This window comes from Treponema sp. OMZ 305 (genome assembly GCF_024181325.1).
Classification (GTDB): domain Bacteria; phylum Spirochaetota; class Spirochaetia; order Treponematales; family Treponemataceae; genus Treponema.
Genome location: NZ_CP051300.1, coordinates 2437698 through 2464033, shown reverse-complemented (window position 1 = coordinate 2464033; position 26336 = coordinate 2437698). Strand labels below are relative to the sequence as shown.

The window sequence follows — 26336 nt, the reverse complement described above, 5'->3', positions numbered from 1 at the left end:
AAAATGGTTGCAGTACAGATTATTATCGCCGTTATTCCGATTGTTGGGATTGTGATGGGCAGCGTTTTGGTCTTCTTTTATTTTTTATGGCGGCATAAGCAGATTATGCTTCAAATTAAGACAAATACCTATATCCGTCCTGCCGTTAATATTCGCCTTTTTTGCTTACTGTTAGGTATTATGCTGACCGTTATCGGCTGTGTATTATTCGGTTTGTTCTATTTTATTGCCGGAGTTGGGTATATTTTACTCGGAGGTCTAATTCCGCTCGCGCTTGGTATTAGCCTTACGCTCTTTTATGTAATTACTCGCCGCAGTTGGGGCAGTGAAGTACGAACGCCTGTTGCTTTGCCGGAAGGAAAAACGGAGGGATAGGCAATGAATATGACAACCGATTATGCCGCCGTTTATAAAAAAGAAGGGCTTAATCAAACGCTGCGGGATTACGAAGTGTGCAAAGCGGTATTAAACGGCAATACGCAAGCCTTTGCCGTATTAGTGGCGCAATATCAAAAACGGGTCTATATGCTTGGGCTGAGTTTTTTTGACAATACCGATGATTGTGAAGATTTTGTGCAAGACGTGATGTTGAAGGCATACGCTGCACTTGGGACGTTCCGCGCTGAGGCTCCGTTTGCGACATGGCTGATGCGTATCGCCTATAATACTGCCATTAACTCGGCTAAAAAACGACGGAGTTATATGTCGCTTGCTGATGGTACTGAAATTGAGTACCGGGGAGATAATCCCGAAGAAAAGCATCTCAATGAATGTATCATCTTGTCGGTGCGTGAGGCGGTAAACAGTTTACCCGATAGTTACCGTATTTGTATCGACCTTTATTTTTTTTACGATATGAGCTATACCGACATCGCGGCTGTTACCGAACTGCCGTTGAATACGATAAAATCTCATATCTTCCGTGCAAAGAAAATTTTACGGGAATATTTGAAAGAAGACCGGACGATTTTTGAGTACACCCATCGGGATACGATGTTCCCGTATCCGGTTGTTGTGCACAATTAGCAATTAATGGATGGAGATTCTATGAATTGTGATATTTTTCAAGATCAGTATCTTTTACTTGATAAAAACGAATCGTTGCCGACAGGGCTCAAGATGCATCTTTTATGCTGTACGTCATGTAGGCAAGCCGTTAATCGGATGGTTGCTGGAGAGAATGTTCAGCGGCAGATATTGCGTACACCTATTGCAGCGGATGAGCGGATGTTTGCTGCGACAATGAACGCAATACACTTACTGAATAAACAGACTGTTCCGGCTGTCTCTCGGCAGGAGAAAAATAAGTCGCTGCTTCCGTGGCTCGCTGTTGGTGTCTTTTTGATTACCGGATTTATCTTTTTGCCGTTCAGCGATATCGGAAAAATCGGTTTAAGCCAATTCGGCGATTCTTTCTGCATCTCGTTCGCGCTTTTATGCGCGGGTAGTATTATTACCTATTCTGCCGTATTCCTTGCAAAGAACTTGGTATTTTTTACCGAAAAATTTACGCGGCAAGTGTAAGGCAGAGTACAAGGTAAGCCGATTTTAAGAATTCGTTTTGCACCTAGCTGATTTTATGAGCTGTATTTATAATCCGCGGCTTTAATACAGAGTCGACCTGTTCTGAAACGGAAGTTTCCGAACAGGTTTGGTGTTTATTCCTGCTGCAAAATGTTCAATATCTTTTCTTTATCGCTTGCAGCAGTGTATTCCGTAAATGAATTTCCGTTTAAGTGTAACACGATGCTGCAAATTTCCATTAAAAATTCATAGTCGTGAGAAATAACAATAACGATTTTATCTTGTGCTTGCAATTCCCGTATTTTATCGGCTATAAGACGCATATTTTTTCCGTCTAAGCCGCTCGTCGGTTCGTCGAAAATGTACACATCCCTTTTTAATAATGAGGCGGCGGCGATTGCCAGTCGTTGTTTTTGTCCACCGGAGAGGATTTGCGGATGTGTATCCGCAACGGTATCTAAACAATAGTCTTTTAGGATTTCAGCAGTGTCGGCGGCGGAATCGTTTAATCGCAGTTCTTCTGCAGCGGAAACTTCAAAAAGATTACTGTCAAGGTTATTTGACAAATAGTATATCGTTTTCCTCCGTGTACGGCAGTTGAGTTTTATGTCATTGCAGCTGTCTTTTCCGCACGAATAAATACTGCCGTGTTTTTCACGCAGCAGTCCGCTCAGTACTTTTGCGAAGGTGCTTTTACCGGCGCCGTTACCGCCGATGATGCCGTATATCGTGCCACTCATAAAACAATAGCTTAAATTTTTCAGTAACGATTGTCTGTTGTATGAAAAAGAGATGTTATCGATTGTTAGGCGCCGTGTTCCGGACATTGTTTTTCCGTGCGGTTCAATACGGTCAAGGGAATATAAGCGTAAGCCCTGCTGCTGAAAAAATTCAACCGGTGAATGTTCAAATATTTCCTTTGTATAGCAGCGAATAATTTTTCCGTCTTCTATGTAATAATACCTATCGATGATATCTTTGAGATAGTAGATTCGATGTTCGGAAACGATAAGCGTTTTTCCTTTCTTTTTTAACAAAGCCATTAATCGTTTTAGCGCTTCCACACTTGCCATATCAAGATTTGCAGAAGGTTCATCAAATACATAGACCGGCGGATCAAGTGCATTGATTGATGCAATCGCGACTTTCTGTCTTTCGCCGCTTGAAAGCTGAAACAGATTTCTTGTTCGTAACGTTTCGCCGTTAATCATACGTAGAGAGTCGGTAATACGCTTGACAATTTCGGTACGTTCGATACCATAATTTTCCAAGCCGAATGCAATTTCATCTTCTACAACTTCTGCAAAAAACTGACTTTTTGGATTTTGAAAAATAGAGCCGATCATCCGCCCTATTTCATATAATTCCTTTTTGCTCGGGTCGATGCCGTTAAGCGATATACTGCCTTCCATTTTGCCTGAAAAAAATGTATAGGCGAGCCCGTTGAGGATTCGTGTTATCGTTGTTTTTCCGCATCCGCTCAATCCGATTAAAGCGACAGCCTCTCCGTCTTGTATCTCCATCGTTATATCATCAAGATTTTCTTTTGACGATTGCGGATATGAATAGTAGATATGATCTAATGTAATCATTTTTAATGCAGTTCCCAATAATATAATCCCGCGGATATAACAAGAGCGATCAGTGTGATAGTCCAATCAACGGCGGTAAATACGATAGCCCGCTTAGAGGTGTGTACTCCGGCAGCGGATATTCCTCGTACTTCCGCAGCAGCAGCTAATTCTTCCGCTGTTTTAGAAGCGGAAAACATCATTGGGATAAAGACATATTCCATTGTTTGCAGCGGTTTTGTTAAGGTAAATAATCCGCGCAATTTTAAAGACTCGATAATCTCTTTAAATTCATTTCCGATAATCGGAAAAAAACGCATCATAAAAATAAAAGACAACGCAATATTTCTATTGATTTTTAATTTGTTTATAACAGCGGTCAATTCTCCCGGCGGTGTTTTAATGATTGGAACAACCGATATAAGCACAGCGATCATTCGAGTGATAATAAATAAAAACATTTCAGGCAGCATTGTGCCTAATCCGTTACCCTTTGAAATAAGCTGTATTGTTTCGACAATGAGTAAAACAAAAACACAGCGGAATATACTGCGATAGTGTTTTTGAAAAACGCTATATGCTGCCAATAAACCGATTAAACAGAAAAATACGGTATTCTTGGAAATAACCGATACCAAAAATACCGTACAAAAGAATACTGCTAATTTAGTACGGAAATCCATACTTAATTTAACAACCCTGTTTTTATAAAATGTTTTTTAAGCATTTTATTGCCGATATAGCAGCCGAGCATTGCAGCAATAATAGTAAGGATTAATGAGATTGCAACCCATTTAGGATCGGTATAGTATTGTGTTTGTATATCGATTTGTTCCTTCGAAACACCGGTCTTTACAAAAGCATTATAGAAAAACCAAATTTCGCTCATACCGTGTGTGGCTCGTGTAAGTGAAGTAATAATCCACGCTATGGTAATTCGTTTGCAGTTCCGGTAGCTATCTTTACCCCACATGGAAAGTTCGCCGATAATTCCGCCGACAAAAAACCAAGGGAACATAAACGGTCCCATAAAGACGGTTGTTAAAACAGCATGCAGCGTATTATAAATAAGAACTACGCCCGGCTTATTGACCTTCATTGCCATGTACACAAAAAACGGTGCGAGGATAAACGCTGCAAACACGGCATTCAACACCATATTAAAAAATAAGGACGCGCCGGTGATCATCGAGAATGCAATAAACACAACGATCATTATTGCCGAAAAAATACCGATCGTCGCCAAATCCTTTACGGATAACCTATTTGACATAATAATACCTCCAGGTAGGAAGATATTACCATCGGTTTACATTATTGTTCTTTCCGAATCGGACAAGTTGTACCAAATAAGGCGGATAAAGAAGTCCGTCAGCACCGCCACGGACGGCGGTGGTTCCATACAGCAGCGATGTTTTTGCACAACAAAAACTCGCGTTCAAAAATTGACAAGGAAGTCAATTTTTGAACGTGCCACGGACGGCATTGTTCAGAAATGTCCATCCGTGGACATTTCTGAACTTCGAGTTTTTCATAAGAAAAACTCGATACTGTTTGGAACCACTGACATCCTGTCAGTAAGCAGCGGTTCCAAACAGCGTTAGCGGCGGGAGGGGAATTTTGTACATTTTTCAAAATGTACAAAATTGTACACAACCGTGCAGCAATCTCTGCACGGTTGTACCGATAGCCCCGTACAGAGCGGCCGGTACCTTGCAAGCAGTTGTTTTAGAGCAAGGTACCGGCAACGCCCATATAATGATGCTATTTTAAAAAGCGGGTATCTTTTTAGAGCTGCCGAATTAATTTTTTATATTCGCTCGGCCGCAAGTTATAGGTCTGCTTAAAGGCTTCCGAAAATTTTGCATGACTTGAGTAGCCGATTTCCAAAGCAATTTCCGTAATGTTTGCGGAGGAGTTTTTAAGAAGATCGATTGCTTTTTGAAGCCGCGCTTTTTTGACCGTTTCGTGAATGGTTGTTCCATAAACCGATTTATAGCAGGTTTTCATTGTTGTCGTTTTAATATGAAAGATGGCGGAAAGCTGCGCATAACTGTAGTTTTTATTTGAGTTTTTTATGACAAACTGATGGAGGCGTTTGATAATTTCCCGATTGTTTTTTTGCGCGTATTCACGGTCGATAAAATCGATGCCGCTTTTTAATATGCTTAAATACAAAAACAATTCCTGTATTTTTACTTTTAGATACGGAACGGCAATTTCTTCCGGCACGTGATACATTTCGTGAAATATATGATCAAGTTCGGGCGTTGCTCGTTTCAAAAAGAGGGTTCCGTTCTTACACAGGTGTTCTAAAATGATTCCGTAATCGATACAAAAATACTGCTGCAAGGTGCGGGCTTCTTCTCCTAATTCCGCCGGAATAATGTAAATGCTGATACCGTGATAGTGCCGTATCGGAAACCGAGAATGCTGCGAACAATTTTCTAAAGGATTGATTGCAAAGTCACCGGCATTCATGCTGACCTGTGTTCCGTCTTTTAATATCGATTCAAATGCGCCTTCTCTGCAATGGTTCAGTTCGTATTGCTTGATATTGTTATTGAGCAGATCCGCAGCGGAAGGTGGACATAATGTATCGGTATGGATGTCGTTAAACATAACATTCACACCGGGGAAAATACGATACGATGTAACGTAGCATATTCCGTTCCGTGTTTTGACGGTATGCACTGTTCCGTGCTGTAATTTTTTTACGGTTTTTATATCTCTGCCGTAGAGGTGGTTTAGGTAGTCCATAGAATTACCCTATCACGCTTTTGATGAAGGGAAGTACTGCGGTAAGCGAAAAGATAAAGATTGCACTGTAGGCTGCCAGCGAGAGTATTAATGCGGCTGTTTCGGCATATTTTTGCGTTTTGCCGATTCGCTTAAACAAACGCTGCCGTCCTGTCCATGCGAGGTATGCTGCGACAGTAATCGGGAGTGCCATACCTATCGACATACCGATAACCGCGATGATGCCGATACCTGCCGCATCCAACGTAGAAACCAGTACCAGTACAAGTAAGGCAGCGGGGCAGGGATATATGCCGCTGAGTAAAAAAGCACCCCATTGTATGTTTCCGGCGCTGCTGTACTGCGGGCGGTGGTTTTTATACCGTGCGGAACCGTAGCTGCCGGTATTATACGCCGGTTTGCTGCTTTGCCCGGGTGCGAGTGAGCGGCGGCTGAAACGAAAGCGGGGAAAACGATTGGGAAATATACCGGACAACAAATGGAGGATGGAAGCTACGGAAAGCAGCATCAGCAGAATAAAGGAAAAACCTTCAAGGTAAATTGCTGCAGAGTCGGTATGTGCGGATAATGCGCCGCTCACATTGCGAAAGATTAACAGTAATAAGAGGCTGGTTATGCCGTGCAGTCCCGCTAAGGTGAGGCTGGTTACAGCGGGCTCCCACACGGGGGCTTTTCTCGTCAGATAAAATGAGAACACCAGAGTTTTCCGGTGCCCCGGCCCCAACGCATGCATAATCCCATAAAAGAAGGCGAGCGTGATAATTGTCCAGAATGCTTGTGCCGAATGTGTCTGTGTCCACTCATAGATGGAATCGCCGAGCTTTGTGTGCAGCTGCGCTTGCCGGTTCACAATAAAATCAGCCGTTTTTTCCGTGCGGATGGGTGCAGGCGTATCTTTTTTGCCGGTAAAGGGGTTTGCCCAGAGCCCGACGGTCATAATACAGAATACAAACAGGATAATTCCGCGTCGTATCGTTTCTACTCCTATGTGTTTCCTTTTCAAATAATATAAAACGTATTTATATTGATTTTTCAGCATTACTCCGTATCGCATTATGTGATGTTCCTTAGTAGGTAATATGAATTTCTCTAGGATAATATGTTTGTAATCCCGGCTTCCACGAATTGTATGTCATTGTCATATCGGCGGTATCAAAAGGGTCGTAATATACCGGATATTTTTTATTTTCGACAATCGTGTATGTCGGCATCGTTTTGCCGGAAGCTCCGGTAAAAAACACCGGCGTCTTTTCATCATATCGGAAATCACAGAAAAAGGTGTAATCGTATACAGCAAAGTAGAAATTGCCGTTGTATTTTGACAAATCAACATAAAATCGATACGAAGCGATGCCGTTTTTTTGACGTACCGAAAAATCGCTCACCTGTGCAGGGCTCTCCCGCTTATCACCTTGCCGGATAAAGGTAAAATACGAATAGTTTTTAGTGTTGATAAAGGCATTGTCATAGACATCCTTTGTTTCAGCTCTATCAAAAAGACCGTCTCGGTTCAGATCATATCCTTGAATAATATCCGCGCTGAAAAAACGATCAAATGTCCATGTCTCATACGCACCTTGAATTTTTCCGTTATTCAATACGAACTCGGTTTGAGCGGAAACGAAAAGATGCGGATGGGCCATCAGTTGAACATGGGCGATAAAGAGCAGGGTAGTCAATAAAATCGAAATGCATACTATTTTTTTGTATCTATACCGTATCATTCCTTATACCTCAGGTGATTTTGTTGGAATATCGAGCAGATATAAAAAAAGAGTCCTTAACTCGAGGACTCTTTTTAGAAAGAATAAAAAACGGAGCGCTTAGACTTTCTTAACAACATAGTTGCTCTTTAAGCAGCGGGAACACAGTTTCAAGGTTAACGTTCTTCCATCAATTTCCGTTTTTACGTCGATAAGGTTGGGGCGCCATACGCGGCGTTGGTGATTCATTGATTTACTAACCGTATTACCGCTCATCGGCCCTTTTCCACAAATATCGCATCTGCGTGCCATAGTTCACCTTCCTTAGCTTTATCTATCAGCATTCAAAATAAAACGCAGGGTAGTATACTGTAAAAGGAATATTATGTAAAGAGGTGAATGAATATCAACAGGGGAAACGCATCAAGTCGTTTTTTTAACACCCCCGCGGAAAAATTGAGACTACTCGACCGGAACTGCCAAGGAGGGCAGTGGTTCCATATAGCAGCGATATTTTGGCTTTGCCAAAATTCGCCTTCAACTGTTGTACACGGATGTACAACAGTTGAAGATGGTTCAAATGGTCTCACAGTCTCAATTTTTCCGCGATTTTTATCTATTTTGCCTGATGCGTTTCCCCCTTTGCTGGAAAAATGTGCGAAATTTTATTTCCTTAAAATGCAACAGTTGAACAAAATATGAATTTTGGAAACTGTTGCATTCGTGCGCGAAAAGCGCACACATCAATACGCAAGTTTTCGAAAGAAAACTTGACGGTTAAGGTGAGCGGTGTCATTGTAGACGCTCACCTTATACCTATGAAATTTCGCACAGAAGGAAGGCAATCGCTGCAAATATTTTATAATGCGGTTGCCCTGTAAATATCAATTCTGAAACTGTGGGGCAAACGCTGCGACAAACTTCGGTATCAATTGTTCGGCAATCCCTTCTATATAAAGCCCTGCGGCTTGCTTATGTCCGCCGCCGCCGAATGAAGAGGCAATAATGCTAACATCGATGGTATCGAGAGATCGGAAGCCGACGCTGCAATGTGTTTCGGTATCCTGCCGGACAATACAAATTGCCTTTACTCCTGCAATGCTCTGGATAAGCTGATATGCCATATCGGAATCTCTGTTTTCGATGCCGATTTCTTGTTTATCCTGATACGTTTCATACGAAACGATGAGCCTTCCGTTATAATACGGCTTCATACGGGCTAATACGCGCGAGATAAGCGTCCGTGAGCCGAATGACTTACCACCGTTAATGGCTGCAAAGGTGTATTTCGGGTTTGCCCCCGCCTGTACCAACCGCGCAGTATGAGCGAACACTTCGCCGCTCCGTTCATCCAAGTGGCGGAAAAAACCGGTGTCGGTACAAAGTCCGAAAAACAGCATCTCCGCTTCATCCCGTGTTACGGAGCCGGTCATCTCTTCGATGATTGTTTGGATAATAAATGTTGTTGAAGGGGCGTCCGCATATACAAGCGAACCTGCTTCATTTGTCGTATTAGTAGCATGGTGATCAATGCAGATTGAAGGAAAGTTTTTTAATTGTTCGGCAATGTCGCCCGTCCGATCTATTCCCGAACAGTCAACAATGATGACGCCTGTGTTTTCAGGGTGTTTGATGAGCGCTTCCGGTACCTGCGCAGAAAAAAGCGATTCATACATCCGTATTTCAGGCCGTTGGAACGGCCCTGCAGAAAGCATTTGTGTCTTTTTCCCCAGTCGTTGTAAGAAAAGAGACATTGCAATACTGCTTCCGATACAGTCTCCGTCAGGCTCTTTATGACCGGCTATGAGGAACATCGGGTATGAATGCAAAAAATCGATTAATTTCTGCGGAACGGCAGGTGTAATAATATTAGCCATGAATAACCTAGTTTAAATGGAAAACAGGCATATAGCTCCAAGCTATTTTTAAGCCGACGAGGAGCTCTGAAAATCAATCGGATTTTTAGAACTCCTTATGCCAATTTCCGATACGGATTAGAACTCAAGCGCGAGCGAATCTACTCCGTCAAATTTATCATTATATTGTTGGGGATACGGCAGGAGACCCCATATTGAAGTATTTAAATCTTGTCGCGGGGCAGAAATTCTCACATATTCACATTTTCCGTCGCGGATAAAGAAAGACAGATACGGATTAATACGGGTATTGATAAATGAAATATCTGCCTTGTTTTCTTTCGGACTGAACCATGTGAACGGGATAAACGCCTCTCCGGTCTCTAATCCTGCCCGTCGATAGATAACATAGTATCCCTTTGGATGGGAGAATATTTTCAAAAGCTGAGTGTTGACATAATATACATCAGCTTCTTTTGATTCGGCTGCCAGCGGAAATACGCTCACTGCTCCAAACAGTAAAACACAGAAAACAAAATAACGGCATATCTTTTTCATAAAATTCCTCCAGAATATAGTAGTGAAATTATAACAATGGATATAAAAAATTGCAAGCATACGATTGCATCAGAAGCAATCGGAATCAACAGGCTTGACAGTAACCGTATAAATCCGTATATTCGATCAAACCAAGCATGGGGATGTTCCGGTTTCGACTAGGAAGCAGAGGCTTGAGTTGCAGGTGGAGAGCCGTGCTCCTAAAAAGCGGCAAACTTTATAACTGCCAACAATGACAGTTCCGACTACGCATTAGCTGCGTAATCGCGGAACCTACCGAGTGTTGCTTCCGAGCGAGGTAGAGTTCCGACGCTATTCGGAGCTTGCTTTTTACCGGATGCGGACGGTAGAAAGGACACTTCCCGCAATACGGATTCGACGCTTTCGGCGCTGACACCGGATCCCGACAATCACCTCGCGCCGATAAACCTGTAGACGCTCCTGTATCTCTTTTTAGGACGGGGGTTCAATTCCCCCCATCTCCAACGTTCCTTCCTATTGATACATAATCAAATATGGGCGCGGTTTAAGCGAAAATACTTCTTCCGGTTTCATAATTGGAATATCATATCCGGCGCCCTCAACCATCGGCTTCAAAAAAAGCTTGAAAGATTTGAGCGGAATATTTTTTGCCGCTGCATTATACGCATACGTCTCTTTTTTTAACTTCGGCGATCCAAAACCGTCGGAACAGTGGATGAGCTGCACCCGCTCATAATTGCTTTTTACTAATTGCCGCTGTTTAATCATCCGCGCATTAAACTGATGGATAACCAACATACGCCTGCCGCCGATACCATGCTCAATCATATAGTTCTGTATTATTTGCTGCGCTTCGTTGATTTCCTCTGCCGTCACAGAGCCGATTTCCTGCATCGGTTTTGTGGTACGCCATTCGGGATCAAGTGCGAGATGAACATTCGGATATTTTAAGAACGGGAGCAATTTTTTCGTTGCCTCGGCAACCGGATACTTTCCGATTTGATGGTCGAGGAACACATACCAACCCCGTTCCGCTGCAAATGTAATATACTGCTCTACAATAGCGGTAGAAAGTATACCGATTTCGCCGGCAGGCCAACAGGTACCGTAAATGATATAAAATGCGGGGATGATTTTTCGATTGCCGTTTGCGGAGTCGTAGAGTTTAACGAATTCGTTCATAATCGGTTCAATCTCTTCAAGCGAATACTGACCGAGTATCCCCATCGTGCGGGCATTAGGCTTTCCGTACAGGGCAAAAACATCGCTATTGAGCAATACCGATTGTAAGCCTTGTTCCGCTCGCTCTCTGTTCTTTATAATATCCTGATACTCAATAGGACCTGCCAGACCGCCTGTTTCCATCACGGCAATCTCTGACCTATCGAGGAAAAGGGCGCGGGGAAAGACCGGCTTCCATTCAATCTGTCCCTGCGGTACGGTGGTGTTCCTTTCAGGATTGACGGAATCATAGGTATAAGCGCCGACTGTATAAAGCACGGCTGCACAAAAAAACAAAGCGATTTTTTTCGGTAAAGGTACTACCATAGCTTTCATAGTATCGGCAGTAAACCAAAAAGCTATAGGTGCCGCTTCAAATCCGATTGTTAGGATTCGGGAGCCGGTTTAAACACATTTTTATTTCTTTGCAGCAGCCGGTACATATCGAGCAATTCACTGCGGATGCCGGAAAGTTCGGTGATACGGCTGCTCCCTCCCTTGCCGGAAAGATCGGAAAGGAGTTGTTGCCCGGCGCCTTCAAGCGTAAACTTCCGTATCTCAATCAAATACTTCATACGGAAGATTAAATCGAGGTGATGGTCGGTATACAGCCGTCGCCCCTGCTCATCCTTTTGCGGACGCAAAAAGGGCAGCGCCTGCTCCCAGTAGCGGAGAACATGCGCCTTAATGCCGGTTATCTTTTCAACTTCGCCGATGGAAAAGCCTGTCACGGTTTTACCCTGTCTTCCCATTTTACCCGGCTGCCCTTTACCCGTACCAAAAAGGGAATCGATGTAAAGCCGAGGTCTTTGCGTATTCGGTTGGTAATGTACCGGAGATAGGATTCGGAGACAAGGTCGGGTTTATTGGCAAAAATTAAAAACTCAACCGGTCGTGTGGAAGTTTGCACCATATATTTAAGCGTGAAAGAATTACGCTGCCCGTGCGGAGGAGGCACCGCCTCGAGCCAGTCCTTGAGCGCGAGGTTGAGTGCAGAGGTTTCTACCTTTTTGGTGAGCTGATCGAAGAGTTCCAGTGCGGTGTTCAAGAGGTCGGGAATGCCGCTTCCGTTCTGCGCGGACACCGGCACAATCGGGGCATATTCCATCTTGCCGAACATAATCTTGATATGTTGCTCCGCATCGCGGAATTTTTTTTCGCCTTTCACCAAATCCCATTTATTCAACACAAAGATGACGCCCAGCCCCCGCTTGGTCGCCTGCACGATGATTTTTTTATCCTGTTCGGTTAGCCCTTCCTCCGCATCGATCAGGTGAAACACAATGTCGGCATGTTCCAAGCTCTTCATTGCACGGACAACCGAGTAATACTCGATATCCTCTTTTACCTTTGTTTTACGCCTGATGCCGGCGGTGTCCTGAATGATAAACTGTCTGTCTTTATAGAAAAACTCACCTTCCACCACATCGCGTGTTGTACCGGCAATCTCCGACACAATCGATGCGGAGGTCTTGGTGAGGTAGTTGCTAAGCGTGGACTTACCAGTGTTCGGTTTTCCAATGAGCGCGATGCGGATCGCAGTATCGGCGGGCGCTTCGCATACCTGCGAAAAGTCCAAGCCCTTGGTTATCTCTTCGGCAAGCGGCGTGATATTGTCCCCGTGTTCGGCACTGATACACAGGAGCGTCGGGAAACCGAAGCTGAGGTAGTTGTAGGCTTCCGCTTCGCCGCGCCCGCCTTCGGTTTTATTTACCGCAGTGATGAGCTTATCCCAATAAGGCCGCAGAAAGCGGATAAATTCTTCATCTTCCGCAGTGGGTGCAGAGGCCTCTAATAATAGAAGAATTTTATCGGCACGGCGGAGCGCTTCCTGCGTTTTTTCTACGACCAGCTCATCCATCAGGTCTTCTTTTTTGTCGCCGCTGCGGGTCAGCTTAAAACCGCCCGTGTCCATCAGCCGTACCGGCTTCCCGTTGATAATTGCCTGCTCCTCGATGGGGTCGCGGGTTACGCCGGGGGTTGGGTCGGTAATAGCGCGGCGCTTCCGCAAAAACCGGTTGAATAGGGTAGACTTTCCTACATTCGGCCGCCCTGCTATCACCACAAGCGGCGTGTTCTCGTATTTTTTGCGGTAATCGACCCCACCTTCCGTTCCTTCCGAAGCTGTAGGGTCTGCATCTGGAAATTCCAGTCCTGCATCCGCTGCTGTGTGCTCGTGCATTATCGTATCGGTATTGCCTACTTCATTTCTATCGTCTCTTTCTGTATTTATCCTGCGATTTTTACTCATTCTCTTTCCTTATCGGACGTGATTATAGAAAATTACCGCAGCTCTCTCAAGCACCTAGCAGAAATAATAATTCTTGACGATACGTATCAATTATATCTATACGTACAAGAGGTGCTGTAGATGCAAGCAAAATTAACATTAAAAATGGAAAAGGATATTATCGATGCAATGAAACGCTATGTGGCAAACAACAACAAAAGTCTTTCGCGGTTGGTTGAAGATTTTTTCAAAACCTCTATCGGAGAAACACAGCAAACCATCACATTATCTCCGCTCGTAAAAGAATTAACAGGTATTATCAGTGAAGCGGATATAGAAAAGAGCAATTACATCGATTATAATGACAGAGAGATTCTTGATGTATTTTTGAAGTTACAAATAGTTTTTGTCGGAGATGAAGATTATAGAGATAAGTTTAAAAATAACGTCATGCCCGATGATATATTACTTATAAATAGTGGTCGTATAGTAAAAGCAATTGGCATTGTAAAAAGCGAGGGATTTGCTTTATCAGATTTTGATATTTCAGATATAGATGAAAATGATTTAATTAGTTCGACATATCCTGACTTTGATTTTTATGACGCACAAAGTTTTGCTAACGGCTGTAAAGTTTGTATTTACAAGCTCAAAGAAAGGGATTATTTAAAGATAAATAGAGGAGCTACGTTCTCTAATTGCTATCAGTATTCTGAACAAGATGTAATCAATCTCATCTCAATATATAGTGGAGAAAAAGATATGTTAAATAAAATAAAAAATTATACCGGTATCTTACGTACAAAGAAAAATATTATTTTACAAGGGGCGCCTGGAACAGGTAAAATATATATTACCGCTTCTCTTGCAGTATCACTTATAAATCCTGCATTTAAAGATTTTGATGACCATCAAAAAGTTATGGAAGAATATAATAAGTTTTTGATTGATATTGATGATGAACAAGGTGAAATTGTATCCGGTCAAATTGGTTTTGTAACTTTCCATCAATCATTAGATTACGAAGAATTTATAGAAGGATTAAAACCCTCTCTTGTTAATAATAATGTCACCTATAAAATTGAAGATGGAATTTTTAAATTGTTAGCTAATAAAGCAAAATATAAGAAGAATAATAATTTCTCTGAAGCGTATGAAGTTTTAATTGAGCAATTGGAAAAAGTAAGAGACGAAAATCCTAATGAAAAAATTCTGTTTAAAGATGCCTGTAAACGAAACAAGGTAAATAGCTTTATACAATATAAGTATGAATATATTGCTCCTACAGTGGGAATCGCTCCATCGTTTCGCGGCGGATTTCTTCGGAGGTGTCAAACCGGCTGGCAGCTTTGTAGAGAGTCTCTGCATCGGAAAGCCGGATAGATTCGATGCGCTGCGCAATCTCCGGTATTTTCTGTGCTGCCATGCTGAACCTGCGTAACCCCATCCCAAGAAGAAGCGGAACAGCCTCCGCCTTGGAAGCCATCTCTCCGCACATGGATACAAACCCGCCGCGCGAATCGCCGGTACGGTGCAGGAGCGGTTCCGCTTCGATAACATGGCGGATAAGCCGCAGTACCGCGGGTTGAAAACAGTCGGCTAAATGCGCAATGATTTGGTTTTCCCGATCTGCCGCCATCGTGTATTGAATAAGATCGTTGGTACCAATGGAAAAAAAGTCGACCGCCGGTGCATACAGGTCGGCGGCGATTGCGGCGGAAGGAACTTCTATCATAATCCCCACCGGAATATCTTTTTTATACGGTATCCGATTTTGTTCACACTCCAGCTCAATCTCTTTGATTAACTTCCGCACTGCGATGATTTCTTTTTTACAGGAGATCATCGGAAGAAGAATATGCAGATTGCCGGTACGCCCCGCTCGCAGCAGCGCCCGCAGCTGAGGCTTAAAGACTTCGGGTCGATCCAAACAATACCGAATACCCCGCCAGCCGAGAAGCGCATTCCGTTCCAAAAGGTTTTCCTGTTCTTTCAGCATTTTATCGGCGCCGGCATCAAAGGTGCGGATCAACACCGGTTTTGAGCCCATCCGTTCCAAAACGGTACGGTATGCTATGTATTGATGTTCTTCATCGGGGATATCACTGTTCCCTAAAAATAAAAATTCAGAGCGGAAGAGTCCGATTCCGGCAGTATTCTGAACAGTCGGCATCTCCGATTCTTCCGTAAGTACAATGTTTGCACTCAAATGAACGGGAATACCGTCTTGCGTATACACTTGCGCATAGTCCCGTGCTTCTTCGGTTACCTCAATTTGTTCAGTACCTGCAGATTTTATTTGAGCGACGGTTTTCTCATCGGGTTCCAAAATCAACGTTCCGTTCGTGGAATCCAGCACGGCATACATTCCGCTTTTTGCCGACTCCATAAGGCCTTGAACGGCAATCAATGTCGGAATGTTCCACGCTCGTGCCATAATCGCAATATGACTGGTTGCGCCTCCTTCTTCCATAATAATCCCACAGGGTGCAAGTTTTTTTATTTCGAGCGCTTCAGATGGTTTAAACACCCGTGCTGCAAGCAGGGTGTCCGGCTGTACGCCGACAAATCGAGAGGGTGGTTGCTTAGGCTGCGGATTCAAATGAGAAAACACCGGTTCGTAAGCATCCTGAATATCAACCGCCCGTTCGCAAAGATAGCTGTCGCCGGAAGCGGTCAGCATCGTAGTAACTTCATCTAATTTCCGTTTGAGCACTGCTTCGGCATTCGTCAGCGAAGTTTCTATTTCCGTATAAATACCGCGCATGAATTCTTCGTCGGCAAGCATTGCTTGATGGGATTCTAAAATAGCCTGTTCGGGGGCTTTTGAGGGAGCATTTGTTGTTCGGTATTGAGTAAGCGCCTGCCTTAGCTCTTCTTGAGCAGCTTGCACCGCAATCCGCAGCCGTTCTTGTTCATGGCGAATATTTTCTGCGGTAATTGCGTAGGCGGGGGTGGCCTGTATAACGTTTTCAGGAATACACACAAGCCGACATGCAACGAGACCGTCGCAGACAGATAAACCGGTAAACTTTTTCATAAAATCATTATAGAAAAAAAGATGGGGTTTGCATATATAACGGAACAGTACATCTAAAATGAGAACCGGTCCCTACGGGAATCGAACCCGTCTTTTAAGATTGAGAATCTCATGTCCTAACCGATAGACGAAGGGACCAAAAACAGAGCATCGGTTGCTCTACTAAGCGAAAACCTCTAAAAATAATCATTTTTAGAGGTTTTTCGGCGTATTCCCCAGGGAGGATTCGAACCCCCACAAGCAGAACCAGAATCTGCGGTGCTACCATTACACAACCGGGGAAAGTTGACGGGGGAGATACTATCATATATTGCTATTTCGTGTCAAGAATAACGGAATAACGATTCTATGTAAAGAACTTACCTACTTATTGCGTTTTTTATCAAAAACTGTTATCGTTGCACACACGAGAACGCCTTATCAGCAAAGCTGCTGGCGGCTTTTAATAGGTATCTCCCACAATCGAGATTTTTGGGAGTACTCTTATCATAATTAAGCGAGGTAAACTATGTTTTCAAATAAATGGGTGGCATTCGGCGTAGGTGTTGCAGCGGGTCTCGTAGCAGCATCCGTTATTAAAACTCCGGCTTTTCGCAAGGCCTGTATAGCAGTTACGGAAAAAGGTATGCAGCTTAAACAGGATGCCGTGGCCTTTATGGAAGCGGTGAAAGAGGACGCACAGGATATCGCAGCCGAAGCTGCATATAACCAATCGCAAAACGCATAAAAGCTTTTTATCAATTTATCGATGAACGTAACCGTTAAACACTCCCTGCCCGGCAGAATACGGCTGCACTACAATGCGGTTGAAATTTTGCCGCGGCAAGCTATCCTTGCGCAAACCCTCATCGCGGTGCAAGACGGCATAACCGACATTCAAGTTAATCCCAAAGTCGCATCTTTTTTGGTGTATTACGATGTAAAGACTCTTTCGGAAGATGAGGTACTCGCCTTATTCCGAGTGCTTTCCGAAAAATACCTGTCCGATGAAAGTCTGCTTGCCTCCGTCGCAAAAATTCCTGCGCCCGAAAGTGTATTTGATGTATTAGCGTCTACGCTCTTTGACGTTACCGTACGATCGCTTCTCCCGATGCCGCTTCGCAATCTGTTGCTCTACAAAAGGATTGTCCCGCGTATTATAAAAGCGGTACAGTCCATCTTTGCAGGAAAATTCTTTAGCACGGATTTACTGGATGCAACGGCGCTGACGGTTGCCGTTCTGGACGGCAAGGCGCAGACGGCTCGTTTTGTAGCAACATTGCTCGATATGGGGGAAGAAATTGAAGAGCTGACCCGCCGCCAATCGTACAATAATCTGGCGCAAATGCTGTTGATTTCAAATGAGCCGGTACATCTCATCGAAGGTGATCAAGAACGGACAATCCCGTCTTCCGCACTTAAAAAAGATGATCTTATCGTTGTCCGCGCCGGAAGCCAAATCCCCGCAGACGGGAATGTTGAACAGGGTGAAGGCCTTGTGAACCAAGCGAGTATTACCGGAGAATCGCTGCCGGTAGAAAAAAAGAGCGGAATATCGGTCTTTGCCGGCACTATTCTGTTGGAAGGGGAACTGTATATCCGTGTACGCACGGTCGGGTCGGAAACAAAGGTGAACAATATCATCGCGATGATCGACCGCTCGCAATCTTTAAAAGCTGCCGCTCAAAAACGATCGGAACTTATCGCGGAAAAAGTAGTGCCCTTCAATTTTTTACTGACCGGCTTAACCTATTTATTTACACGAAATATCACCAAGACTATTTCTACATTGATGGTTGATTATTCCTGCGCGATGAAGCTTGCCGCACCTATTGCCGTTCTTTCTGCAATGAAGGAAGCGGCGGAGCACGGTATTTCGATAAAAGGCGGAAAGTATTTGGAAGCGGCGGCGCTTGCCGATACCGTCATTTTCGATAAAACGGGAACTCTTACTTATGCGGAACCGGTTTTAGCCGGAGTGTATCCGTTCGGCGCTTTTGCAAAGGATGAAGTGCTTAGGCTCGCTGCATGCCTTGAAGAACATTTTCCGCATCCGCTGGGAAGAGCCGTTGTGCAAGCCGCCCAAGACCGGAACCTTGTACATCCCGAACGCCACGCAAAGGTTGAATACATTGTCGCACACGGTATCGCGTCTTCGTTAGAGGGCAAGCGGCTCTGTATCGGAAGCGCTCATTTTATTTTTGAAGATGAAAAAGTTCCGACAACCAAAGCGATAGCCCGCGTGCAGAAATCTGCCGAAAAATCCGGCTATTCTTTACTCTACTTGGCGATTGACGGACAGCTCGCCGGTATTTTGACTATTGGGGATCCTGCTCGAGAAGGTACCGCAGAAACCGTCGCCGAGCTGAAACGATTGGGTGTGCGTAATTGCGTTATGATTACAGGCGATGCCGAACAGGCGGCGGCAAAAGTCGCAGCTCAAGCCGGTATTACGGAATATCATGCACAGACGCTGCCGGAAGATAAGGTGCGCTATGTGCAGGAAGCGAGGGATGCCGGACACAAGGTGATTATGATCGGTGATGGAATCAACGACGCGCCTGCGCTTTCCGCCGCGGATGTCGGCATTGCGATGGGTAATTGTTCTTCCATTGCGGGAGACACCGCCGATATCGTACTGGCTGACGACGGACTTTCCGGTTTAATTACGGTGCGGAAGCTCGGTCAAAAAACACTGTCGCGGATAGATAAAAACAACAAGCTGATTATCGTCGGCAACTCACTGCTCCTGTTTGCCGGTATGTTCGGCCTTATTCCGCCCGCACTCGCGGCGGCGCTGCATAATTCGCTGACCATTGCCGTCAGTATCGAATCCATGCAAAAGCTATTAAAGGATGCGCGATGATTACCGGCTTTTTCCCCGGTCGCATACGGCTGCGAGCGCCTGTCTTTAAAGACACCGCAATCACCGAACGGGCATTATCCATCCTGCAAGCTCCGGCGCTCTCGTCAATCGTCAAAGCCATTGAGCATAATCCCGTTACCGGAAGTGTGCTGATAACGTACCATCCGACAAAGGTACCCATGGCGAAGCTGACCCCATTGCTTCCGTTTTTTAAAAAGCTGGGAAAAGAAGCTGAGACCTATTCTGAAAAAAACAAAGCTGACATTCTTGCAATGCTGGATGAACTGGAAGGGTACGTCAAAAACTGGGAAACGGCTTAACTGATTATGCAGCGTTTTCTATTATTATTCTGAGGGGGTTGCTAACAAACAGCCTGATGCGTTTGCCATGGTTTAAAACAGCAACCTTGTTACCACAATATAGATCGGGATAAGCGCTAAACTCAACAGCGTTCCCCACGCGGTAAGGCCGGCGGATTTTCCCGTATGGCAGTAATGTGTTTCCAGCACGATAATGTTGGCGGCAGGCGGCAAGATACAGATCATATACAGCGCCTGCTTATTGGCGGTTACCAATTCCAAATGCAGCAGCCCCGCAATAAAGATAAAGAGCGTCATCAAACAGGCGACCGTAAGCGCCCGTAGTACCGCCAGTTTAAGCGTGAGTTTTAAATCTTTTATTTCAAGCTTAATCTTTGCAAGCCACATACCGAGCACACCCATACCTAAAATACTCATAACCAATTTAAGGATTCGATATAAGGGCGGCAAATAAAGTTTGATACTGTCCCCGAAAGGAATACAGATAATGCCGATAATGAGCGCCGCAACGGGAGGAGATTTCAGTGTCCGTTTTATATCAATCTTTGCAGCGCCATTATTGATCAGCATCCCTGCGCCGATGGAATTTCCAAAAAGAGAGTTTCCGATATACAGCGAAAGTACGGCGGTTGCGGCGCCGTCTCCCCATACCGATGCAACAATCGGCAACGAAAGCCACCCGATATTCAAATAGAAAAAACATAACTGTTCGACGGCATCGGCGCTGAAAAGACGGCTCATATACATCATTACCGTCATCATAATAATCATAGCGAATATGCTGACAAATAAGTCGGCACGGCACGTTGAGATATTGTAAATAATAATCAACGGAATAATTATTCTGGTAAGCAAATATGCCGTCTGATTTTTTATATCGATCGGCGTTTTCCCAACAAGAAAACCGAACCCGAGATATAAAAACGGAAGCACTATTTTAACAGCCATTATTCCCCCCTTCCAGCGCTTTTGAAAATATACGGTGCATCTACTTCGCTGAACACAAGTTCGACCATTATCAAACTTGTTTCTGTTTAATCCGGCGGCATCCATGCCGCTCCTAAAAAGCCTTTTGAAAATAGACTGTTGAGCAGTGTACGTCCTTGTACACTGCTCAACGACGAGTTTGCAGGGCAAACTCGCTTCTGCATGGAATCACCGCCATCCATGGCGGTAAAGATACAAGGCGCGAACAAAAATAAAGCGGAGACGTACTTGTTGTACGTTGAGCATTTATTTTTGTGCAGCAACGCAGTAGACGGTATGCATATTTTCAAAAGAGGACGCTAAAAGATTCCAAACCTTGATATTGCGCCGCTGTAACGGTAAAATTGGAAATATAGGCGCGTGGATGGCTGTGCTGCACCGCATCGAAAAATTCGTAGAGCGCGGTGCCTTCTCCTTCCGCAAATATCTCCACCGAATAGTCGGGACAGTTCCGTACCCAACCGGTGATACCGAATTCCCGCGCTACCTGTACCGTCCAATAGCGGAATCCGACGCCCTGCACTCGGCCTTCCACAACGGCACGGGCGGCCTTTCGTTCGGCAGTATGCGGCGTATTCTTATGCATAGCATATCCTCAAAAAAATGCCCTCTTTCAACATACCGATGAACCTATCCTACTTATGAGCAAAGCCCAGCGCTTCCGCCGCATCGAGTATCGGTATGCCGAGGTCTTCCGCATAGTCGATACCGTTTCGTACTCCAGCTAAAACCTGTTCTATTTGGTGTGCATCGGCATTGCAGATAATACGGGCATTTTTTTGTGCCGCCCGTTTCCAAAACGCCGCTACGGGATATTGATAGTCTGCGCCGTAATCCCGCTGCACCTTCGATTTAATCAACCCGTAGCCGTTGATTTCAAGCGGCATTCCCAAATCATTTGCCGCATCGATCAGTGCATCAATGCAGGCAAGGCAGTCTGTGTCGATAGAGCGGATGCTGCTCAAAAACAAATCGGGATGAGCCAAAAATGCATAGAACCCCGACTGCATCCCCTCAATCGTAAAATCGATATAGGTATGCAACCGCCGCCTTTCGGTAACAGTTGCGATATATTCAAGTCCGCCGTGCAGCGGAAACCAGTGAGAACCAAACACCAAATAATCGGCTCCGTAACGGCCGATCAGTTCATCCTTAAACCAGCTGCGGTGCTGCGGCGACCATTCGCACTCAAAGCCGAAGTATACGGGAAAATCGGCTTCTTTTTTTGCTTCTTCAACAAGGCGCTTGTACAGCGGTATATCAGCCGCCGCCATCCGGCAGTAGAGCCACATGTCGTCATGCGGATAAGGACAATGATCGGAAAATCCGAGTGCGGAACAACCGTCAGCAGCAGCCTGCCGTACATAATCAATTGGAGTGCCCTCAGCGTGTTTGCACAGATACGTATGCGTATGAAAATTACTGAGCATAAAAAAAAGTATAGCGGTAAGCCCTTCAAATGTCAAACTTCTGCAGGGTAAACGCATTCTGCCCCCGGCAAAATTAGACGCAGGGTTTCGGCGGATGTATTATTTCCCGGACGGAGCTTCGCCTTCCTTTTTCCCTCGGTTCTTAAAATGATACAGATATCGTTTTATCTTTTGACTGGCGGTCTTTTCAAAGGCTTCGACCTGCTCGATCTTATCGATCCGTGACATCTTATTCACACTGGAATTAACGAAAAATTTAATCTCGTTTAAGATTTCCGCCCGTTTATAGGCCATTGCATCGGTAATGCCCGAAACAGCGTCCGCTACGGCAGATTGTAGATTCTGAATGGCGGAACCTTCTTTATTTTGATTTTGCTCTTTTTGTACCTCGGCTGCAAGTTTTTCTTCATCAAGCTGCACGTAGGCAACAAGGGATGATTTTTCCCCCTCAACAACGAGCGATTCCGTTACAAGCGGATGCTGATTCAGTACAAACTCAATATCTTCGGGGTAGATATTCTCGCCGCTGGCGCCGAGAATCATATTTTTTGAGCGGCCTTTAATTGCTAAATGCCCTTTTTTGTCCATTACAAAAAGATCACCGGTTTTGAACCAGCCGTCTTCGGTAAATGAATTTTTTGTAAGCTCAGGGGCGCGGTAATAACCTTTCATCACATTCGGTCCCTTGACCAACAGTTCGCCGATGCCGGTTTTGGGATCAGGGTTATCGATTTTAACCTCGACATCGGGGACGGCGTAACCGATCCAGCCCGGAACACTTTGGCGGACGGTCGAGCCGGCAATAAGCGGCGCCGTTTCCGTCAAACCGTACCCGATAACATACGGGAACTTAGCATCTCTCAAAAATTCTTCAACGGTTGTATCGGTTTTCGAGCCGCCCAAGCCGAAAAATTTCAAGTGTCCGCCGAATGTTTTTTTCAGCTGCTTTCCGGCAAGACGGTTTAGGAGTTTTTTACCGAGCTTAGTATGGTACATCCGTGCGCGGAACGGCGAGGAGTTAAAAGCCGGGAGTATCTTGTTCCGGTATATTTTTTCCATGACGATAGGAACGCTCAGCATCATTGTCGGACGTACTTTCAACAGAGCAGGCAGGAGTATCCGCGGCGAAGGAATCCCTTCAAGGTAGTACACACAGGCGCCGTTTAAAAAGAACATCAAAAAGCCGATCGTAAATTCATATACATGCGAAAGCGGCAGAATGGAAAGCGCCCTGTCATACTCGTTAATGCGTTGGCAGGACTGCCCTGCGATTGCATTGCAGACAAGGTTTTTATGCGAAAGCTCCACGCCCTTGGAACGACCCGTCGTACCGGACGTATAAATAACGGAAGCGGTATCGTTTTCCCTGCAGGTATGAGGCGGAGGGGCGCCGTCTCTTGTTTCCGTACCTTTTTTAACCGAAAAGTCCTGAATATCGATGAGGACGGAAACGGTTTCGGGCACTCTGCTCATCAGTTTTTCCGAAACGATAATCATCGTTGTTTCGGAATGTTCCAAACAAGCCTTAACCTCTTTGTCGGTAAAATCAGGCAACAGCGGAACGGCGATAGCCCCCATCGTAACAATTGCAAAATAGGCGATTCCCCAATGGGGCACGCTGTGGCTGTAAATTGCGACCTTATCACCGGGATTAACGCCAAGCCGATACAAATTTTGTTGCAGCTGTTTTATTTGCTTACCGGCTTCATTGTATGAAATCGGCTCTCCCGACACAAATGAAAGCGCCGGACGTGCCCCGAACCGCTTGATGCTATTCTCCAGCATCGCTTGAAAGGTATAATGTCCCAATTCATTGATTGTTTGCATAGGCAGTGTTCCTCCCTACAAGGCATTGTAATTTAGGAAATTGCTTAAAAACTGAAAGTCTATCAGCTTTTCCCGTAAGGAAATGATTTACCATATCCTCCAAGGCGGATTGCGAACCGGTTTTTAGGCAGTCCCAAATCGGAATGACTTTTACTTTTTAGTATTTTTTTTCGTTACCGGCGCCGCCGCTTCCGCTTCCCGTTCCGCAAGGCGTATCCCCTGCGCCTTTAATCCCTTTTCGGGATAATCCGCTGTTTTAAAACGCCCTTCGTTTTTCTTTGTCCGAGGCTTGGGCGCGTACTGCACCGTAAAGTCAAAATTTTCAGCCGTACTTGCGTAGAGTACGGTCGCCGTATCCGGTACGAACAGGTAATCGCGGTTCAAGATATAGGATTCAACCCGCGCCCGCTTGATATACGGATACTGTGTTTTCTCATCTTTATAAATAACCGTAAAGAGGATTTGTGACAATAATTCTTTTTCAGCAAACCCGCAATACCACATACCGGTATCGACAAAGAGCCGGTCGGGCACATCCATAACGGTGTACACCCCGCTTTTGCGCAGGATAAAAACACGGTCATACGGCGAAACTTTGAGTATTTCTTTTCCGGTAGTTACGGCAGTGCCGAGGTAGCCGGTTGCTTCGTCATAGCGGAGCGATACATCACGATTAACGGCTTCTTTTACATCTACCTTGGTAAAGCCGGTAATCTCCGTTTTGCGCGCCGTAACTTCGGGTGGCAGTTTTGCGAGGATTCCGTCAAGAACGCTGAGCGCATATTTTTTGAGGTTCTTTAAAAGACGGGCTATCTCTTTGAGCCGAGCGGAAATTTCCTGCACTTCGGCACGGTTTTTTTGAATATCGTAGAGCGAAATACGCCGAATGGGGATTTTGAGGAGCCGGTCGACATCGTCTTCCGTTACTTCCCGTATCAGCTCTGCCTTAAACGGTTCAAAACCTTTGATGACAGCCTTAATGACCGACTCGGCTGTTTTCATCGTTTCAATCTTTTTATAAATTCGCTCTTCGATAAATATCCGCTCAAGCGTTCTCAAGTGCAGCCGGTCGGTCAGCATCTCCTGCTCATACAAAAGCTCATCTTTCAGCAGGGCGGTCAGCTGTTTCGCGTGGGTTTTAATCACCTCGGTAACAGTCGTCTGTACCGGCAGATTGTCTTGAATGACCAGCAAATTACAGGAGATAGACTGCTCACAGTCGGTAAAGGCATAGAGCGCATCGACAACATCCGCTGCGTACACGCCGCGCGGCAGCTTGAGTTCTATTTCTACTTGTTCCGCCGTATAGTCGTTAATTTCCGAAATTTTTATCTTTCCCGACTTCGACGCCGATTCTATCGAAGCAATGAGGCTTTCTGTAGTGCTGCCGAAGGGGAGTTCACGGATCACAATCCGTTTATCGTCGGAGGTGTCCAACTTTGCCCGCACCAGCACCTTGCCCTTGCCGTCCTGATAGTCGGACACGTCGATAAGTCCGCCGGTTTGAAAGTCGGGATAGAGTGTAAAAGATTTACCGGAAAGGCAGGCTTTTTCCGCCTCGATAATTTCGCGGATATTATGCGGAAGTATTTTGGTAGACATGCCGACGGCGATGCCTTCCGCCCCGATGAGTAGTACGACAGGCAGTTTAGCACGGAATACAACCGGCTCTTTATTTCTGCCGTCATAAGAAGGAACATATCGCGTAATATGGGGATTAAACAGGATATCTTTTGCAAATTCGGTGATGCGGCATTCGATATACCGCGGGGCGGAAGCTTCGTCCCCCGTAAAGAGGTTTCCGAAGTTCCCTTGCTTGTCGATAAAGAGGCTTTTATTGGCGAGTACCGTCAATGCGTTGCCGATGGAAGCGTCCCCGTGCGGGTGATACTTCATACAATAGCCGACGACATTGGCAACCTTATGGAACTTTCCGTCATCCATCTCAAAAAGAGAATGTAGGATACGCCGCTGTACCGGCTTTAAACCGTCCTCTACGTCGGGAATTGCGCGGTCACGGATAACATAACTGGCATACTCTAAAAAATTCGTGTTAAATAAACTTTCTACATAATCCATACAAGGTTGTTAAGCATAGCGGAAAACACCGACATTGTCCAGATTCGCCAGCAGGGTAAACGCATCAGACTCTCTTTTAACATCCCGCAAAATATTCTGTTTTCTGTTTTTCTTCCATAAAATTGGAAAACTGAGAAAGCGACTGCCCTGTTACTGCCCTACTCTATTTTATGGAAAAAAACGGCAGCCTTGACTTTTTACTGCTGTTCGGCTATTATCTCCTATCTTTATAAATAAGGAGTGTGTTCACGTGCCCTGCGGAAAAAAACGGAAGCGACAGAAAATAGCAACGCATAAACGAAAGAAGAAGCTTCGAAAGAATAGACATAAGAACAAGTAACCTCTAAAAATATCATTACGCTTTTTAGAGGTTTTCAATAATCTTGTATCCTTCTCGATTATA

General features: G+C 44.9%; 25 protein-coding genes, 2 tRNA genes and 1 other RNA gene. 8 read left to right on the top strand and 20 right to left on the bottom strand.

Going from position 1 to position 26336, the window contains the following annotated elements; translation table 11 throughout:
* Nucleotides 1-3 precede the first annotated feature (3 nt).
* From ABK01_RS10940 to ABK01_RS10930, 3 genes are read left to right on the top strand one after another with little or no spacing between them, the layout of a single operon-like run.
* Nucleotides 4-375 (top strand): hypothetical protein, encoded by a 372-nt coding sequence (locus tag ABK01_RS10940; RefSeq protein WP_206181368.1) that lies wholly within the window; start codon nucleotides 4-6, stop codon nucleotides 373-375.
* Between the two features lie 3 nt (nucleotides 376-378).
* The gene (locus ABK01_RS10935) at nucleotides 379-1026 is read left to right on the top strand and encodes an RNA polymerase sigma factor (protein WP_206181369.1); all 648 of its coding nucleotides are present in this window, start codon (nucleotides 379-381) and stop codon (nucleotides 1024-1026) included.
* A 21-nt stretch (nucleotides 1027-1047) separates the two neighbouring features.
* On the top strand, nucleotides 1048-1524 hold the full coding sequence (locus ABK01_RS10930; RefSeq protein ID WP_206181370.1) for a hypothetical protein: 477 nt from the start codon (nucleotides 1048-1050) through the stop codon (nucleotides 1522-1524).
* A 134-nt stretch (nucleotides 1525-1658) separates the two neighbouring features.
* Here the strand turns inward: ABK01_RS10930 and ABK01_RS10925 are convergent, their stop codons facing one another.
* The 9 genes from ABK01_RS10925 to ABK01_RS10885 form a co-directional block, all read right to left on the bottom strand.
* On the bottom strand, nucleotides 1659-3116 hold the full coding sequence (locus tag ABK01_RS10925; RefSeq protein WP_253675651.1) for an ABC transporter ATP-binding protein: 1458 nt from the start codon (nucleotides 3114-3116) through the stop codon (nucleotides 1659-1661).
* Between the two features lie 2 nt (nucleotides 3117-3118).
* Entirely contained in the window at nucleotides 3119-3778 is a 660-nt protein-coding gene (locus ABK01_RS10920; protein WP_253675650.1) for an energy-coupling factor transporter transmembrane component T family protein, read from the bottom strand.
* Between the two features lie 2 nt (nucleotides 3779-3780).
* Nucleotides 3781-4368 (bottom strand): MptD family putative ECF transporter S component, encoded by a 588-nt coding sequence (locus ABK01_RS10915; protein ID WP_253675649.1) that lies wholly within the window; start codon nucleotides 4366-4368, stop codon nucleotides 3781-3783.
* A gap of 515 nt (nucleotides 4369-4883) precedes the next feature.
* Complete coding sequence (locus ABK01_RS10910; RefSeq protein ID WP_253675648.1) at nucleotides 4884-5855, bottom strand: helix-turn-helix domain-containing protein; 972 nt, start codon at nucleotides 5853-5855, stop codon at nucleotides 4884-4886.
* Nucleotides 5856-5859: 4 nt separating this feature from the next.
* Complete coding sequence (locus ABK01_RS10905; RefSeq protein ID WP_253675647.1) at nucleotides 5860-6858, bottom strand: HoxN/HupN/NixA family nickel/cobalt transporter; 999 nt, start codon at nucleotides 6856-6858, stop codon at nucleotides 5860-5862.
* 64 nt (nucleotides 6859-6922) lie between these two features.
* Entirely contained in the window at nucleotides 6923-7579 is a 657-nt protein-coding gene (locus ABK01_RS10900) for a DUF1007 family protein (protein ID WP_253675646.1), read from the bottom strand.
* Nucleotides 7580-7678: 99 nt separating this feature from the next.
* Nucleotides 7679-7870, bottom strand: coding sequence for a 50S ribosomal protein L28 (gene rpmB, locus ABK01_RS10895; RefSeq protein ID WP_006189625.1), 192 nt, complete (start codon nucleotides 7868-7870; stop codon nucleotides 7679-7681).
* 572 nt (nucleotides 7871-8442) lie between these two features.
* Entirely contained in the window at nucleotides 8443-9435 is a 993-nt protein-coding gene (locus ABK01_RS10890) for a DHH family phosphoesterase (protein WP_253675645.1), read from the bottom strand.
* A gap of 117 nt (nucleotides 9436-9552) precedes the next feature.
* A complete protein-coding gene (locus ABK01_RS10885) occupies nucleotides 9553-9972 on the bottom strand; it encodes a hypothetical protein (protein WP_016523233.1) in 420 nt (139 codons plus the stop codon).
* Nucleotides 9973-10111: 139 nt separating this feature from the next.
* Between ABK01_RS10885 and ssrA the strand changes: the two genes are divergently transcribed.
* Nucleotides 10112-10460: a transfer-messenger RNA gene (gene ssrA, locus ABK01_RS10880) on the top strand.
* A gap of 7 nt (nucleotides 10461-10467) precedes the next feature.
* Here ssrA and ABK01_RS10875 read toward each other — a convergent pair.
* From ABK01_RS10875 to der, 3 genes are read right to left on the bottom strand one after another with little or no spacing between them, the layout of a single operon-like run.
* On the bottom strand, nucleotides 10468-11511 hold the full coding sequence (locus ABK01_RS10875; protein ID WP_212565446.1) for a hypothetical protein: 1044 nt from the start codon (nucleotides 11509-11511) through the stop codon (nucleotides 10468-10470).
* A gap of 50 nt (nucleotides 11512-11561) precedes the next feature.
* Nucleotides 11562-11927, bottom strand: coding sequence for a MerR family transcriptional regulator (locus tag ABK01_RS10870; RefSeq protein WP_230974446.1), 366 nt, complete (start codon nucleotides 11925-11927; stop codon nucleotides 11562-11564).
* Complete coding sequence (der, locus tag ABK01_RS10865; protein ID WP_253675644.1) at nucleotides 11903-13426, bottom strand: ribosome biogenesis GTPase Der; 1524 nt, start codon at nucleotides 13424-13426, stop codon at nucleotides 11903-11905. Before der ends, ABK01_RS10870 begins: the two co-directional genes overlap by 25 nt.
* Before the next feature lie 120 nt (nucleotides 13427-13546).
* On the opposite strand from der, the gene ABK01_RS10860 reads away from it, so the two are divergent.
* Entirely contained in the window at nucleotides 13547-14788 is a 1242-nt protein-coding gene (locus tag ABK01_RS10860; protein WP_253675643.1) for a DUF6364 family protein, read from the top strand.
* Here the strand turns inward: ABK01_RS10860 and ptsP are convergent.
* From ptsP to ABK01_RS10845, 3 genes are all read right to left on the bottom strand, one after another.
* Nucleotides 14688-16445, bottom strand: coding sequence for a phosphoenolpyruvate--protein phosphotransferase (ptsP, locus tag ABK01_RS10855; protein ID WP_253675642.1), 1758 nt, complete (start codon nucleotides 16443-16445; stop codon nucleotides 14688-14690). The two genes, ABK01_RS10860 and ptsP, sit on opposite strands and share 101 nt — an antisense overlap.
* A gap of 66 nt (nucleotides 16446-16511) precedes the next feature.
* Nucleotides 16512-16583, bottom strand: a tRNA-Glu gene (locus ABK01_RS10850).
* Between the two features lie 73 nt (nucleotides 16584-16656).
* Nucleotides 16657-16727: transfer RNA gene (locus ABK01_RS10845), tRNA-Gln, on the bottom strand.
* 226 nt (nucleotides 16728-16953) lie between these two features.
* On the opposite strand from ABK01_RS10845, the gene ABK01_RS10840 reads away from it, so the two are divergent.
* The 3 genes from ABK01_RS10840 to ABK01_RS10830 are packed head-to-tail and all read left to right on the top strand — an operon-like array spanning nucleotide 16954 to nucleotide 19610.
* Nucleotides 16954-17172: a hypothetical protein gene (locus tag ABK01_RS10840; RefSeq protein ID WP_212565442.1), complete on the top strand. Its 219-nt coding sequence runs from the start codon at nucleotides 16954-16956 to the stop codon at nucleotides 17170-17172.
* A gap of 21 nt (nucleotides 17173-17193) precedes the next feature.
* Entirely contained in the window at nucleotides 17194-19290 is a 2097-nt protein-coding gene (locus ABK01_RS10835; RefSeq protein WP_253675641.1) for a heavy metal translocating P-type ATPase, read from the top strand.
* Nucleotides 19287-19610, top strand: coding sequence for an HMA2 domain-containing protein (locus ABK01_RS10830; RefSeq protein ID WP_212565440.1), 324 nt, complete (start codon nucleotides 19287-19289; stop codon nucleotides 19608-19610). The genes ABK01_RS10835 and ABK01_RS10830 overlap by 4 nt, the downstream gene beginning before the upstream one ends.
* 72 nt (nucleotides 19611-19682) lie before the next feature.
* On the opposite strand, the gene ABK01_RS10825 is transcribed toward ABK01_RS10830, so the two are convergent.
* The 5 genes from ABK01_RS10825 to ABK01_RS10805 form a co-directional block, all read right to left on the bottom strand.
* Nucleotides 19683-20558: an AEC family transporter gene (locus ABK01_RS10825; protein WP_253675640.1), complete on the bottom strand. Its 876-nt coding sequence runs from the start codon at nucleotides 20556-20558 to the stop codon at nucleotides 19683-19685.
* A 325-nt stretch (nucleotides 20559-20883) separates the two neighbouring features.
* On the bottom strand, nucleotides 20884-21183 hold the full coding sequence (locus ABK01_RS10820; protein WP_253675639.1) for an acylphosphatase: 300 nt from the start codon (nucleotides 21181-21183) through the stop codon (nucleotides 20884-20886).
* A gap of 49 nt (nucleotides 21184-21232) precedes the next feature.
* Nucleotides 21233-22027: a PHP domain-containing protein gene (locus ABK01_RS10815; protein WP_371922048.1), complete on the bottom strand. Its 795-nt coding sequence runs from the start codon at nucleotides 22025-22027 to the stop codon at nucleotides 21233-21235.
* A 99-nt stretch (nucleotides 22028-22126) separates the two neighbouring features.
* Complete coding sequence (locus tag ABK01_RS10810) at nucleotides 22127-23854, bottom strand: AMP-binding protein (protein ID WP_253675637.1); 1728 nt, start codon at nucleotides 23852-23854, stop codon at nucleotides 22127-22129.
* 150 nt (nucleotides 23855-24004) lie between these two features.
* On the bottom strand, nucleotides 24005-25933 hold the full coding sequence (locus tag ABK01_RS10805; RefSeq protein ID WP_253675636.1) for a DNA topoisomerase IV subunit A: 1929 nt from the start codon (nucleotides 25931-25933) through the stop codon (nucleotides 24005-24007).
* Between the last annotated feature and the right edge of the window lie 403 nt (nucleotides 25934-26336).